The 13,967-nt window shown below is 64.5% G+C and carries 14 protein-coding genes; 3 read left to right on the top strand and 11 right to left on the bottom strand.

What is annotated here, in order from left to right; translation table 11 throughout:
- Positions 1-11: 11 nt before the first annotated feature.
- The 11 genes from flgK to flgB all read right to left on the bottom strand — a co-directional run bounded on the left by flgK (position 12) and on the right by flgB (position 11,356).
- Positions 12-1,955 carry a flagellar hook-associated protein FlgK gene (gene flgK / locus LDZ27_RS00820; protein WP_244814905.1) on the bottom strand — a complete coding sequence of 648 codons (1,944 nt, stop codon included), beginning with the start codon at positions 1,953-1,955 and terminating at the stop codon, positions 12-14.
- Between the two features lie 902 nt (positions 1,956-2,857).
- Positions 2,858-3,607, bottom strand: coding sequence for a flagellar brake protein (locus LDZ27_RS00815; RefSeq protein WP_244814904.1), 750 nt, complete (start codon positions 3,605-3,607; stop codon positions 2,858-2,860).
- Between the two features lie 208 nt (positions 3,608-3,815).
- Positions 3,816-4,868 carry a flagellar assembly peptidoglycan hydrolase FlgJ gene (gene flgJ / locus LDZ27_RS00810; RefSeq protein WP_244814903.1) on the bottom strand — a complete coding sequence of 351 codons (1,053 nt, stop codon included), beginning with the start codon at positions 4,866-4,868 and terminating at the stop codon, positions 3,816-3,818.
- 13 nt (positions 4,869-4,881) lie between these two features.
- Positions 4,882-6,009 (bottom strand): flagellar basal body P-ring protein FlgI, encoded by a 1,128-nt coding sequence (locus tag LDZ27_RS00805; RefSeq protein WP_244814902.1) that lies wholly within the window; start codon positions 6,007-6,009, stop codon positions 4,882-4,884.
- A gap of 2 nt (positions 6,010-6,011) precedes the next feature.
- Positions 6,012-6,695 carry a flagellar basal body L-ring protein FlgH gene (flgH, locus tag LDZ27_RS00800; protein WP_244814901.1) on the bottom strand — a complete coding sequence of 228 codons (684 nt, stop codon included), beginning with the start codon at positions 6,693-6,695 and terminating at the stop codon, positions 6,012-6,014.
- Positions 6,696-6,770: 75 nt separating this feature from the next.
- A complete protein-coding gene (flgG, locus tag LDZ27_RS00795; RefSeq protein WP_244814900.1) occupies positions 6,771-7,559 on the bottom strand; it encodes a flagellar basal-body rod protein FlgG in 789 nt (262 codons plus the stop codon).
- 35 nt (positions 7,560-7,594) lie between these two features.
- The gene (gene flgF, locus LDZ27_RS00790) at positions 7,595-8,347 is read right to left on the bottom strand and encodes a flagellar basal-body rod protein FlgF (RefSeq protein WP_244814899.1); all 753 of its coding nucleotides are present in this window, start codon (positions 8,345-8,347) and stop codon (positions 7,595-7,597) included.
- A gap of 38 nt (positions 8,348-8,385) precedes the next feature.
- Complete coding sequence (flgE, locus tag LDZ27_RS00785) at positions 8,386-9,651, bottom strand: flagellar hook protein FlgE (protein ID WP_244814898.1); 1,266 nt, start codon at positions 9,649-9,651, stop codon at positions 8,386-8,388.
- A 48-nt stretch (positions 9,652-9,699) separates the two neighbouring features.
- Positions 9,700-10,431 carry a flagellar hook assembly protein FlgD gene (locus LDZ27_RS00780; RefSeq protein ID WP_244814897.1) on the bottom strand — a complete coding sequence of 244 codons (732 nt, stop codon included), beginning with the start codon at positions 10,429-10,431 and terminating at the stop codon, positions 9,700-9,702.
- 11 nt (positions 10,432-10,442) lie between these two features.
- Positions 10,443-10,868 carry a flagellar basal body rod protein FlgC gene (gene flgC / locus LDZ27_RS00775; RefSeq protein ID WP_035962196.1) on the bottom strand — a complete coding sequence of 142 codons (426 nt, stop codon included), beginning with the start codon at positions 10,866-10,868 and terminating at the stop codon, positions 10,443-10,445.
- Between the two features lie 8 nt (positions 10,869-10,876).
- Entirely contained in the window at positions 10,877-11,356 is a 480-nt protein-coding gene (gene flgB / locus LDZ27_RS00770; protein ID WP_244814896.1) for a flagellar basal body rod protein FlgB, read from the bottom strand.
- Positions 11,357-11,631: 275 nt separating this feature from the next.
- On the opposite strand from flgB, the gene flgA reads away from it, so the two are divergent.
- From flgA to LDZ27_RS00755, 3 genes are all read left to right on the top strand, one after another.
- Positions 11,632-12,915, top strand: coding sequence for a flagellar basal body P-ring formation chaperone FlgA (flgA, locus tag LDZ27_RS00765; protein WP_244814895.1), 1,284 nt, complete (start codon positions 11,632-11,634; stop codon positions 12,913-12,915).
- 170 nt (positions 12,916-13,085) lie between these two features.
- Positions 13,086-13,421, top strand: a complete 336-nt coding sequence (flgM, locus tag LDZ27_RS00760) for a flagellar biosynthesis anti-sigma factor FlgM (protein WP_244814894.1) — start codon at positions 13,086-13,088, stop codon at positions 13,419-13,421.
- Between the two features lie 83 nt (positions 13,422-13,504).
- Entirely contained in the window at positions 13,505-13,939 is a 435-nt protein-coding gene (locus LDZ27_RS00755) for a flagella synthesis protein FlgN (RefSeq protein ID WP_244814893.1), read from the top strand.
- Positions 13,940-13,967 lie beyond the last annotated feature (28 nt).

Genomic DNA, 13,967 nt, shown 5'->3' with positions numbered 1-13,967 from the left:
CGCGAGTTGCCTCAGTTGAAGATGCCGAGCAGCGTCTGGAAGAGCGTGGACGCCGTCTGAATGACCTTGCTGTTCGCCTGGTAAAGCTGCTGATACTGAATCAGGTTCGCCGCTTCTTCGTTCAGGTTCACGCCCTGCACGGATTGCTGCGCCGAGGTCGCCTGATTGAGCAGCGCCGTCTGCGACGAACTCGCCGCCTTGAGCTGGTTCGTCTGGTTGCCGATATCGTTCACGTAGCCCGCATACGAGCTCGTGAGCGTGTCGGTGCCGCCGTTGAGCGACTTCGCCGAAACGAGGTTCGACATGGCGAGCGCATTGGTGCCGTCGCTCGTGCCGCCCTTGTTCGCGTCGATGCTGAAGACGTCCTTGTCGGCGGGCGTGCCGCTCACCGTCGCGCTGATGCCGCCCGCGCTCACGGTGATGCCCGTCGATGCGCTGTAGGGAATCGTCTGGTTCGCCTGATACGGGACGCCGCCGACCGTCACATCCACGTTCGACGTGAACCCGGCCGCCGACTTGTCATACGTAAGCTGGATGCCGCCGGACGGCACCGCCGTGTAGCCCGCCGCCACGCTCGCCGACGTGATCGAGGCCGTGCCCGTGTTCGTGGTCGCCGCGGACGTCACCGCCGGCGACGCAGCCGCGATCGCGCCCGCGCTCGTCGTCGCGAGCGCGAAGTTGTCGAGCGCGCTGCGCGTCGGCTGGATGGTGAACGAATCGCCCGCTTTCATGGTGCCGGACACGGTGATGGTCATGCCGTCGACGCTGCCGCTGCCGTCCGTCTGCGAGAAGCTGCCGAGCGACTTGCCCGAGGCGCGGTCCGTGACGTCGTAATCCGTGCCGTTGAAGGTGACGGCGTAATCGCCGGTGGTCGGCTTGGTCGGATCGTCGAACGAGACGGCGACGCTGCCGTCGCCCTTGTTGCGCGCGTCGGCGTAGATGGCCGGCTGGCCGGCGGAGAAGAGCGCGCCGCCCGCGTTGCCGTTGAGATCGAGGCCGAGCGCATTTTGTCCGTTGAGTTGCGCGGCGAAGCTGGTGGCGATCGCGCCGAGCTGCGCCTGCGCGGGGTCGAGCGTCTGCGTGCGGAAGTCGATCAGCCCGCCGACCACGCCGCCCGTGAGCGCGGAGTTGTCGATGTACTGCGTTTGCGCGGCCGTCTGCGTGGAACCGTCGCGGCTCTGGAACGCGACGGTCAGCTCGCTCGGGTCCGACGGCGAATTGACCGTCTGAAGCCCGTATTGCGTATTGCCGACGACGAGCGGCTGCCCGTTGCCGATGAACACGTTGTAGTTGCCGTCCTGCTGCACGACTTGCACGCCGATCATCGAACTCAGGTTGGTGACGGCCTGATCGCGCTGGTCGAGCAACTGGTTCGGCTGCTGGCCCGACGCGGTGGCGATGCTGATTTGCTTGTTGAGGTCGGCGATCTGTTGCGAATACGTGTTGATCGACGAGACCGCGCTCGACAGTTGCGTGTTGACGCTTTGGCGCAGCTGGTCGTACTGCTGCCCGGCGGACGTGAACTGATCGGCGAGCGTTTGCGCGCCGCTGATGAGCGATTGACGCGTTGCGGTGCTGCTCGCATCGTTCGCGACGGATTGCAGGCCGGAGAAGAAACTGCTGATGCCCGAGGCGATGCCCTGCGTCGGATCGCCGACGAGATTGTTGAGTTGCGAGACGAGCGTGTAGTTCGTGTTGGCGGCGCTGCTCGACGACTGCGTGCTGTTGACCTGGGTCGTGAGGTACTGGCTGTACTGACGCGTGACGGTGGCGGTCTGCACGCCGTTGCCGAGATAGCCGGAGCCGGTGAACTGGCCGGACGATTCCTGATACGCGACTTTTTCGAGCGTATAGCCGGGCGTCGCGGCGTTGCTGATGTTCTGACCGGTCGTCGTCAGGCCCCACTGCGCGGCGTTCAGACCGGAAAGACCGATGTTGAAGATGTTGTTGGACATGCACGAATCCTTGTCTGCGGCGTTCGGGGTTCTTGCGCTGCCGCTTGGCTGCACGTTATATCGGCGGTTTGCCGGGGAAATTTAGTTTGGTTCTTTTGGTGCTTCTTGGCCGGATTTTTCGCTTTTGCGGAGGCGGCGGTTTCCGGGGTTTGCATTATCGGACGGGGGGCTTTTTGCCATTCGGCGATTTGAGTGTTGTTTTGGGCTTATTTCTTTGTTTTTTTTGGTGCTGATTGTTCGTGTCGGTCTATTGGCGTCGCCCCTCCCCGGGGCGGGGGTCACTTTCTTTGCTTGGGACCAGAGTAAGGCGCTAAAGCGCCAACTCTGGTCGACACAAAGAAAGTAACCAAAGAAAGCAGCTTTCTAGCCCACAGCAGCTAGGGCGTGGGCAGCTTGCGGAAAGAGCATTGGCACTCGGTAAACAAACAGCCTTGAATGACCTTCCGCGCCCGCTGACCGCCATGTCCTGCGAGCCCCTTGGCTCGTTAACACCGATGGTCTGCAAAGGTAGGCGCTGTTGTCCACGCAGCAGAGCAAACTGCCGGGCCATGCAAAAGCTCATGCGGTCGCTCCAACTCGGACCGAACCGCAGGCGAGAACGCGAAATGGAGATGTGGTTTTGACGAGCCAAGCGGCTCGGAGGACGTGGCGCTCAGCGGGCGCGGAAGGCCATTCAAGGCTGTTTATAAGCTGAGTGCCAATGCTCTTCCCGCAAGCCGCCCACACAGTAGATGCTTTGGGCTGAGAAGCTGCTTTCTTTGGTTACTTTCTTTGTGTCGATCAGAGTTGGCGCTTTAGCGCCTTACTCTGGTCCCAAGCAAAGAAAGTGACTGCCGCCCCGCACAGGGGCAACGCTAATAGACCGACACCAAAACTAAGCACCGACAAAAAAGAAAAAACCCTCAACGTGCAAGCGCCCGCCTCTTCATCTCAAGCTGAGTGATAAGCCGCTGCAAGGTATTCTCAGCCGACCCCGGCATGGAAACAAACTTGAACCCAAGCGTAAACCGCCGATCGCCCTTGGCAGTAGTCGACTCGCGATGCGAAACGAGCTGCATATCGACGGTGACTTTCCCGGTAGCGGAAAAATGCAGCTCCGCGTCCTGAATGACGACGCCCATTTCGAGATCCGCAACGCGCTCGTCGGTCGTGCGCAACGCAACGCCGCCCAGCGAAAGATCGTGCACTTCGAAGCGAAACCGCTCGCCTTCCGACAACGAGCCGCTGCAGATATAAGGATCGAGCACCGGCGCCTCGACGCGAAAATACTCGCGACGCTGCATGTAATACAGCACCGGCGGGAAGTCCGCCTCGAAAGCCGGACGGCCATCGAACGCGACCTCGCTCGGCGTGCCAGTCGTGAACTCGACGCGCACGCCATCCGGCGCGGCGTGAAAAATCAGCTTCGGCGCCTGCAGCACGTCGCGGTTCTGCCCCGCCACGCCGCCCCAGTCGAAAGTGAACCGGTGCGCCGTCACGTCGACATCCAGCAGCCGCGTCACGATCTGCGCGTCGCCATATTGCGCCGTCAGAAAATCCCCGCGATTCGCGAGATTGCGCAGCGATACCCCGATCTCCAGCGGATTGCGCCGCCCGAAATCCACGTTCGGCGCATCGTCGTCGGCAAAGTCATGCTTGTGATTGGTATTCATGGTGCTAGCCGTGTTCATTTTGCCCGCGTATCGCCTGCCCTCGCTCCAACGCGGCTGCCAGATCGCAGTCGATCCGGCACTGTCGTCCTCGGGTTAGCGGCATGTCATCTAAAAAGTTTAGGGGCCGTCGCGAAAATCTTATGTGGTGCGCCGTCCCTTCCGACGTAAAACGTTTGCCACTCGCGCTCGCACCGAACCGCGCGCTTCGTCAGGCAATCTGCCGCATGATCGAAATCAGCTTGCGCGCGTAGTTCGGGTCGGTCGCGTAGCCCGCCTTCTGCATGCCGTGCGCAAAGCCCGCGACGTCGCGCGAGGCCTCCACCACCGGCGCATAGCGCGGATTGTTCTTAATGACGCTCGCGTAATCGGTCAGCGCATCCTCATACGAGTCGTAGGCGCGAAAGCGCTCCACGACCTTCTTCGGCTGGCCGTTCACGTACTCCGTCGTCATCGAATCGACGGTCTTGCCGGTCCAGCCGGGCGTCGCCTTGATGCCGAAAATGTTGTGACTCGTCGCGCCGTTCGCGTGCTTGATCTCGCGCTTGCCCCAGCCCGATTCCAGCGCCGCCTGGCCGATGATGAACCGCGCCGGAATGCCCGTCGCCGCGCTCGCCGCCTGCGCCGGAGCCGCGAGGCGCTCGACGAACGCGTTGACCTTGTCGGAACCGACGCCATGAACGGGCGGCTCGAGCGAGTTGTCCGCCGTATAGCCCTTGCCCGCGCCGAGCGACGCCGCGCTGCGGTTGGCCTGCGCCGCCGCATAGGCCTTCGCCATCGCGTTCATCGCGGCGATGTTGCCCGCATTCGATTCGATGTCGCCGCCGCTACCGCCGCCCGAGAACGCGTTCATCGCGTTCGTCGCAGCAGCGCCGCTGGCGCCGCCCGCATCGCTCTTGCCGCCCGCGTTGCGCATCAACTGCTTGAGCATCATGTCCGCGACGCCGATGCCCTTCGACGACATCTGCTGCGACAACTGCTGGTCGAGCATCGCGGTGAAGGACTTCGAATCGTTGGAATCGAACGGGCTGTCCGACGGCGTCGCGTCGCGCATGCTCTTCAGCATCATCTGCGTGAAGACGGCGTCGAACTGCTGCGCCGCCGCCTTCAGGCCCTGCTGCGGATTGGCGCCCGCCTGCGCGCGCAGCGCGTCGAAGCCCTGCGTGTCGAGCGCGAAGCGGTTCGACAGGCTCGCGAAGCCGCTGCTCGTATCGGTCGATGCCAGCGCGGAGCCGGCGATACCGCTCGTCAAGTTCGAGTTCATGAGCCGTGGTCCCTTAGATGATTTCGAGGTCGGCGCGCAGCGCGCCCGCCGCCTTCATCGACTGAAGGATCGAGATGAGGTCCGCCGGCGTCGCGCCGAGCGCGTTGAGCGCCTTCACGACATCCGCGAGATTCGCGCCGGCCGAGAGCATCTTGAGCGCGCCCGAGTCCTGCTTGAGCTGAATCTGCGACTGCTTCGCCGCCACCGTCTGCCCGTTCGAGAGCGCGTTCGGCTGGCTCACCGCCGTCTGCGTGTTGATGACCACCGACAGATTGCCGTGCGCGACCGCGCAGTTCTGCAGCGTCACCATCTGATTCATCACGATGGAACCGGTGCGCGCATTGAGAATGACCTTCGCCGCGGCCTGCGCCGGGCGCACGTCGATGTTCTGCAACTGCGCCATGAACGAAACCTGTTCGGCGGCGTCCTGCGGCGCGCGAAGCTGAATGGTGCGGCCGTCGAGCGCGATCGCCGTGCCCATGCCGAACTGATTGTTCACCGCCGCGACAATGCGCTGCGTCGTGTCGAAATCCATCTCGCGCAGTTCCATCTGCATGGTGCCGCCTTGCTGCTGCAACGCCGTCGGCACCGCGCGCTCGACGATCGCGCCGGCCGAAATGCGGCCCACCGCGAGCTGATTGACCTGCACCTTGCTGCCGTTCGCGCTCGCGCCCGCGCCGCCGACGACGAGGTTGCCCTGCGCCATCGCATAGACCTGGCCGTCCGCGCCCTTCAACGGCGACATCAGCAGCGTGCCGCCGCGCAAGCTCTTCGCGTTGCCGAGCGACGAAACGGTGACGTCGATCGCTTCGCCGGGGCGCGCGAACGGCGGCAGCGTGGCCGTCACCATCACCGCGGCGACGTTCTTCAACTGCATGTTCTGCGTCGTCGCCGAGTTCACGGTGATGCCGAGATTGCCGAGCATGTTCGTGAGCGATTGCGTCGTGAACGGCGTCTGCATGGTCTGGTCGCCGGTGCCGTCGAGACCGACGACGAGGCCGTAACCGATCAGCGGATTGTCGCGCACGCCCTGGAACGAGACGAGATCCTTGAGGCGCTCGGCGTGCGCGTGTTGCGCGGACCCGATTGCGACGAGCGCGGCGGCGAGCGAAAACGAAAGGAAGCGAAGAAGCGGACTCATGATCAGAACGGCGCCACGTTGAGGAAGAAGCGTTGCAGCCAGCCCATGTTCTCCGCTTCGTCGATATAGCCCTTCGCGGAGTATTCGATCTTTGCGTCGGCGACCTGCGTGGAGTAGACGGTGTTGCTGCCGGAGATCGTCGTCGGGTTGACGACGCCCGAAAAGCGCACGAATTCGTTGCCCTGATTGATGAGCATCTGCTTCTCGCCGCTCACCATCAGGTTTCCGTTCGGCAGCACTTCGGTGACGGTCACGGTGAGCGTGCCGCTGAACGTGTTGGCCGCGCTCGCGCCGCCCGCCGCCGTGAACTTGTTCGCGCCGGTCGCGGACAGGTTCGTGTTGTTGAAAAGCCCGCCGAAGATGCCGGGCGTCGTCGGCACCGAGAACGAGCCGGAGCCGCCGCGATTGGTGTTCGCCGCCGACGACTTCGTCGCGTTCACGTTCTCCGAGATCACGATGGTCAGGATGTCGCCCACGTTGCGCGGACGCTGGTCTTCGAAAAGCGGCCGGCCCGCGTAGCCCGCGTTGTAGATCGCGCCGGGCGAGCGCGTGCCCATCGGCGGCTGCGGCGGGCGCGCGGTCATCGGCTGCTGGACGATCGGCTCTTTCGGCACGAGGCCGCACGCGGCGAGCGCGGCGACGAGCACTGCCATCGAAGCACGCGTGAGGATTGTTTTGGGCAACATCGTGATAACTCGTTTGAAGCAATTGAAGCGTTAGTGTGACGCCGTCCTCGCGGTTTCAATCGGTCGAATAGAGGGTCAAACCTGCATTTGCGAGAGCGTCTGCAACATCTGGTCGGACGTGGTCACGGCCTTGCTGTTGATCTCATACGCGCGCTGCGTCTGGATCATGTTGACGAGTTCCTGCACGACGTTCACGTTCGACGCTTCCACGTAGCCCTGCTGCAGCGTGCCCGCGCCGTTCAAGCCCGGCTGCGAGACGTTCGGCGCGCCGGAGCTGCCCGTTTCGGAGAACAGGTTTTCGCCGCGCGCTTCGAGGCCGGCCGGGTTGATGAAGGTCGCGAGCTGGATCGCGCCGACGTTGGTGGCCGCCGTGCTGTTCGCCTGCGTGATCGACACCGTGCCGTCCGAGCCGATGGTGATCGACGTCGCGTTCTGCGGAATCGTGATCGCCGGGTTCAACTGATAGCCGCTCGACGTGACGAGCTGGCCCTGCGCGTTGGTCTGGAACGAGCCGTCGCGCGTATAGGCCGTGGTGCCGTCGGGCATCGTCACCTGAAAGAAGCCCTGGCCATTGATGGCGACGTCCTTCGAGTTGCCCGTCTGCTGAAGATTGCCTTGCGTGTAGAGGCGCTCGGTCGCGATCTGCTGCACGCCGGTGCCGAGCTGCACGCCCGAGGCGAGTTCCGTTTGCTGCGTCGAATTCGCGCCCGGCTGACGCGTGGTCTGATACAGCAGATCCTCGAACACCGCGCGCGAGCCCTTGAAGCCGTTGGTGCTCACGTTGGCAAGGTTGTTCGAGATCGTGTCCATCTGCGCCTGCTGCGCATTCATGCCGGTCGCGGCGATGTAGAGAGAGCGATTCATGTTCTTTCGTTTCCTGTGTAGCTTCTGTGCGCCGCTTACGAGAAGTTGAGCAGCTTGTTGGCCGACTGTTCGTTCTGGTCCGCCGATTCCATGAGCTTCGTCTGCATCTGGAACTGGCGCGCGTTCGTAATCATCGAGACCATCGCGGAGACCGGGTTCACGTTGCTGCCTTCGAGCGCGCCGCCGGCCACGACGACGTTCGGGTCTGCATCGGCGGGGTCGCCGGTCGCGGTGCGGTAGAGGCCATCGTCGCCGCGCGTGAGCGTCGATGCATCGGGATTGACGAGCTTCAGCTGATCCACCGTGGCGATCGCGGTCGGCGGATCGCCGGGAATGAGCGCCGACACCGTGCCGTCCTTGCCGATGGTCACTTCCGCGCCGGGCGGCACCGACAGCGGTCCGGCGTTGCCGAGCACCGGCAGGTTGTTCGCGGTGACGAGCTGGCCGTTCTGATCCACATGCAGGTTGCCCGCGCGCGTGTACGCCTCGCCGCCGTCCGCCGTCTGCACGGACAGCCAGCCCGGTCCCTGAACGGCGACATCGAGCGGATTGCCGGTCTGCTGAATCGGGCCGGCGGAGTAATCGGCGGTCGGCGTCGACGACAGCACAAAGGTGCGCGTCGAGCCATCGGCGGACTGGTTCTCGAACGACATCGGCACCTGACGGAACGCCGCAAGCTGCGCCTTGAAGCCCGTCGTCGATGTATTCGCGAGATTGTTCGCGATGACGGCTTGCTGCTCGAGCGACTGGCTCGCGCCGGTCATCGCGGTGTAAATCAGACGGTCCATGAATCGCTTCCTTCTTCGCTATGCTTGGCGCACGGTGCTTACAGATTGATGAGCGTCTGATCGACGGTCTGCTGCGTCTTGATCGTCTGCGCGTTCGCCTGATAGTTGCGCTGCGCCGTGATCAGGTTCACGAGCTCGCTCGTCAGATCCACGTTGGAGTCCTCCACCGCGCCGCCCTGCAGCGTGCCGTGGTTCGTCGAGCCGGGCACGCCCACTTGCGGCGCGCCGGATGCGGCCGTCTGCGCGTACACGTTGCCGCCCATGTTCTGCAAGCCGTTCTGGTTGTTGAAGTTGGCGATCGCGATCTGGCCGAGCGCCTTCGTCTCGCCGTTAGAGTAATTGCCCGTCAGCATGCCGTCCGTGCCGACGGTGAAGCCCGTCAGTTCGCCCGTGCTGTTGCCGTCCTGATGCAGGTTCGTGAGGCCGCTCTTCGCGCCGTACTGCGTGGTGCCGGAGAGATCGAGCGTCAGCGTCTGCGTAGCGCCCGTGGTCTTGTCCGCGCCGTTCGGAATCGTGAAGGTGAACTTGTTGCCCGTCGTCGGGATCGTGACGCCGGAGGTCGACGTTCCGGACAGCGCCGTGCCGGTCAGCGTGCCCGAGGAATCGAAGCTCACCGCGCCGAGATCGGTCGTGGTCGAGACCGGGTCGCCATAGCCCGCGAAGGCTTCCCACGAACCGGTGTCGCTCTTGGTGAAGTACACGGACACCTTCTGCGTGCCGCCGAGCGAGTCGTACACATCCACGGAAGTCGATGCGTTGTACGTGTTGCCGTTGGTCGGATCGAAACTTGATACCGGCTTGTCGTCGTCCTGCGAATTCAGGTTGAACGCGGCGGTGATGGTCTTCGTCGCGGTCGGCGCGATGTTCGCGGTCGGCACCGTGAGCGGAACCGTGCTCGCGCTGTTGACCACGCCGCCCGAATCGGCTGCGTAGCCCATCAGTTGCAGGCCCGCCGAGTTGACGATATTGCCGCTGTCGTCGAGATGGAACACGCCGTTGCGCGAGTACACCACCGAGCCGTTGTTCGACAGCTGATAGAAACCGTTGCCGTTGATCGCGACGTCGAGCGCCTGATTCGTCGTGGTGATCGTGCCTTGCGAAAACTGCTGCTGCACTTCCGAGAGGCGCGTGCCGATGCCGATCTGGTTCGAAACGGCCGTCGCCATCGAGCTCGCGTACATGTCCGCGAACTGCGCCGCGCCTTGTTTGAAGCCGACGGTGTTCGCGTTCGCGATGTTGTTGCCGATCACGTCGAGATCGCTCGATGCGGCGCCCAGGCCGCTCAGTGCTTGTTGGTAGCTCATGTCTTGTCTCAAGGCCGGGCGATACCCGGCGTCACGAAATTAGTGGAATCAGAGAATGGAGGCGACGCTCGAGAGCGCGACCGTCGAACCGTTGGCGAGCTTGAGGCCCGGCGTGCCGCCCGACATCTGCACGACGCTCTGGACCTGCGAAGCCGACAGCGTCGTCGCCGTTGCCTGCTGGCCGTTGATCGTGCCTTGCGCGGTGATCGTGTAGCTGCCGTCGGCGAGCGTCGCGCCCTTCGAATCGACCGGCGTCCATCCCGACACCGGCACGACGCCCGCGCCCTGCGCGCCGAGATCGAGCGTGTTGACGATGTTCCCCGACTTGTCCTTCACGACGATCTGCAAGTCGCTCACGTCGTTGGCGAGCTGCACGCCGAAGTTCGACGACGCGCCGCTCGACACCGTCACGCTGTTGCCCGGCGCGAGCACGTTCGAGCCGATGAGCAGCGCGGCCTGCGTGGACTGGCCTGCGGACAGTTGCGTCGCGAGCGAGCTGAGCGACGTGTTCAACTGGCCGATGCCCGATACCGTGTTGATCTGCGCGAGCTGCGAGGTCATCTGCGAGCTGTCGGCGGGATTGGTCGGGTCCTGGTTCTTGAGCTGCGTCACGAGCAGCGTGAGAAAGGTGTTCTGCAGGTCGGATGCGGACGTGCCGCTCGTGCCGCTCGTGCTGCTGGACGAACTCGCCGAACTCGACGAGTTCGTGCCGTTCATGGTGTCGAGCAGCGTCTGCGACACGGTGGTGCCGTTGCTGCCTATCGTGGTGTTGGTCGTCACGTTGCGTTCCTTCAGGTTCCGATGGTCAGTGTCTTGAGCATCAATTGCTTGGCGGTATTGAGCGTCTCGACGTTCGCCTGATAGGAACGCGACGCGGAAATCATGTTGACCATTTCCTGCACCGGATCGACGTTCGGCAGCGTCACGTAGCCGTCCGCGTTCGCCGCCGGGTTGCTCGGGTCATAGCTGGTTTTCATGGGGCTCGGATCGTCGATGACGCCCGTAACCTGCACGCCGCCGACTTGCTGGCCGGAGCCGCTTTTCGCGCCGCCGAGCGGATCGACGGCGAAGACGACCTGCTTCGCCTTGTACGGCTGGCCGTCCGGCCCGGTGGTGCTGTCCGCGTTCGCCAGGTTCGACGCGGTCACGTTCAGGCGCTGCGCCTGAGCCGACATCGCGGAACCGGCGACGCTGAAGATGTTCATCAAGGAGGGCATGGTCTTTCTCAGCTATTGGACGTGATGGCGGACAACATCGACTTGATCTGCGAACTCAGCACGGTCATGCCGGCTTCGAAGTGCAGCGCGTTGTCGGCGAACTGCACGCGCTCCGAGTCGAGATCGACCGTGTTGCCGTCGAGCGAAGGCTGGCTCGGCACGCGATACGCGAGGCGGCCGTAGTCGTCGGCGCTGCCGCCGGATGCGGCGAGCGTCGATGTGCCCGTCATGTGGCCTTGCGCGGTCACGGCCATCGACGCGCCCGCGCTCACCGAGACCGGCTGCGCCATCTTGAGCGTCGAGGCGTTGGACGCGCCGCCGCCTTGCTTCAGCGCGCCCGCGAGCGCGGTCGAGAAATCGACGTCGCGCGCCTTGTAGCCGGGCGTGTCGGCGTTCGCGATATTCGACGACAGCAGTTCCTGCCGGTAAGCGCGCACATCGAGCGCCTCGCGGCCGAACGCGAATTCCTTGTCGAGCTTGTCTAGCATCGGGTTGTTCTCCGTCCCGTTGTGTTGCGTGTTCTTGCTTTCTGCCTGTCGCCGCCCGCATCGACGGGGGCTTTTTGCATGACACGCATCTTAGGAGCGGCGCGCAATTACTAATCCGATGAATAACCGGCAAACGCGGCCTCTATTCGGCGCTTGAGCGTGGCGGCGCCTATCTAGAATCTGGGTCGTGGTCGAGGCGCGGTCGCCCTGAACGGCGATGCGCTCGATGGAATCAGGCAAGCCGTCGCATCGCGATGGACGAGGGAGAACAAGTGATGAGCAGGTCCGCCAGGCAATCGTCGAACGTGGCGCGCGAAATCGCGATGAAGCGCGGGGCGCGCGCGGCGTCGCTTTCGCGCGGTATGGCGGGCGTCTCGCTGATCGCGCTGATCGCCGGCTTCGCGGCGAGCGCGTTCGCGCAGCAGAGCGACGGCTTCATCGCGATTGCGGGCAACGCCGAAACGAATCCGGCCGCCGTGGCGGACATGGCGAAGAGTCTCGGCGCGAGCCGTCCGTCCGCGCCGGCTCCGGTTCCCGCTCCTGCTCCCGCTCCAGTGACGGACTATCGCGCGGCGACGCAAGCCGCCGATGCCGCGATGCGTCACGCCGCGCTCGCGCTGGAAGCGCACGCCGAGGCCGCCGACGACGCCATGGACGACGCGGGCGGCATGATCGTCATTCCGGGGCCGGGGCAGGCGAAGCCCGCCGCAAGTACGAACGCGGCGGCACAGGCGTTGCCGAAGGCGCCGGTTGCGTCGGCATCGCGCGATGTGATGCCGGTCGTCGTCACGCGCGACGACGCCTCTGCGGCAGCCGCGCGCCCGATTGCGGCTGGCGCGGCATCGCCGGTTCGTCCGGCGAATTATGCGGCTGCCGCCGTTTCCCCGATGAAGCGTGTGAGCTTCGCGCCCGCCGCCGCTCAAACACCCGCCGCCGTGGTACAGGACGGCGAATCGGTGCGCGCCGCCGCCCTCGCGTTTCTGCAGCAGCAGACGGCGGGCTTGCCCGGTAAGGTCGAAATCGCCGTCACGCCCGTCTTCCCGCGCGGCCTCGCCGCCTGCTCCGCGCTCGATCCGTTCATGCCGACCGGCGCGCGCCTGTGGGGTCGCGTGACCGTCGGCGTGCGCTGTGTCGGCGAGCGGCCGTGGACGCTGTACGTTCAGGCGCGCATCTCCGTCAACGCGACGTATTACCTCGCGGCGCGCGCTATCGCGCCGGGCGAAGTGCTCGCGAGCGCCGATCTCGTCGCCCGCGACGGCGATCTCACCGCGATGCCGCAAGCCGTCGTCACCGATCCGTCGCAGGCGGTCGGCGCCGTTGCGCTGTCGCGCGTGGCGGCCGGTTTGCCGCTGCGCACGGACATGCTGCGCGCGGCGAGTTCCGTCGCCATCGGGCAGACGGTTCATGTAGTCGCGGACGGCTCCGGCTTTTCGATCTCCGCCGACGGCAGCGCGATGAACAACGCCGCGCCCGGCCAGCAGGTTCGCGTCAAAACGGCCGGCGGGCAGATCATCACCGGCGTCGTGAAGGACAGCCAGACGGTCGAAATTCGGATGTAAAAGCGCAGCGTGCGTTTCCTAACAATCTGTTGCATTTTGTTTCAAACCTGCCGCAGCCTTACTCCATAAGGCTTTGCGGCCGATGACCAGGATCGGCGTGCGACGCGTCCTCACCGGCAGGGTAAAGTTTTTCAAACCCCCCGCCGATAAAGGACTCAACACGTTCGGGAATGGACATCGTGAAAATCGAATCGAAAAGCAACACCGCTGTGACGGGCCTGACGGATGGCTCGCAACGTGCATCGCAGAGCGATGCGAAAGCTGCCGCAGCCACCGCGCAGCCGGGCGGCGCGAAGACGGACGCGACCTCGACGGTCAGCCTGTCGACGCTCTCGTCGGACTTGCGCGCATCGAACGGCTCGGACATCGATACGGCGAAAGTCGAATCGATCAAGGCCGCGATCCGCGACGGCAGCCTGAAGATGGACACGAGCAAGATCGCCGACGGCATTTTGAATACCGCGCGCGACCTGCTGCAAACGAGAACCCCGCCGACCGGCGGCTGAACGCGACGAACCGGGCCACGCCCGGAACGCGACGTGGACGGCGCCGGGCGGCTTGAACCCAACCCGCGTTTTAGCGAGCTGCAATGAGAGACGCCCTGCTTGCCACTGTCATCGAAGAAGTCGCCGCCGTTCAGGACTTCGAAGCCCTCCTCGCCCACGAGGAAAAAGCGCTGATCGCCGCGCAGCCGCTTGCGGCGCTGCCCGGAATCATCGAGCAGAAGACCGCTCTCACCGAGCGCATCGGCGGGCTCGAGAAACAGCGCGACGCGCACCTGAGCGCGCTCGGCTTGCCCGGCGGGTTCGTCGGCATGGAAGCCGCTGCCGAAGGCGATGTCCGCATCGGCGAACAATGGACGCTCCTGTGCGCCGCCGCGCGCCGCGCTAAACAGGGGAACAACAACAATGGCGTGCTGATCCGCACGCGCATGGAATACAACCGCCGTGCGCTCGCCGCGTTGCAGGTCGCGCCGTCGAAGGCCGGATTCTACGGGCCGGACGGCCGCGTGCCGGGCGCGTAACGCGTTTCTCGGTCCGCAAAAGCGGCGC

The organism is Caballeronia sp. Lep1P3 (assembly GCF_022879595.1).
In the GTDB taxonomy this organism is placed as follows: Bacteria; Pseudomonadota; Gammaproteobacteria; order Burkholderiales; family Burkholderiaceae; genus Caballeronia.
The sequence above is the reverse complement of the archived record's forward strand: the minus strand, read 5'-3'. Positions and strand labels throughout refer to the sequence as shown.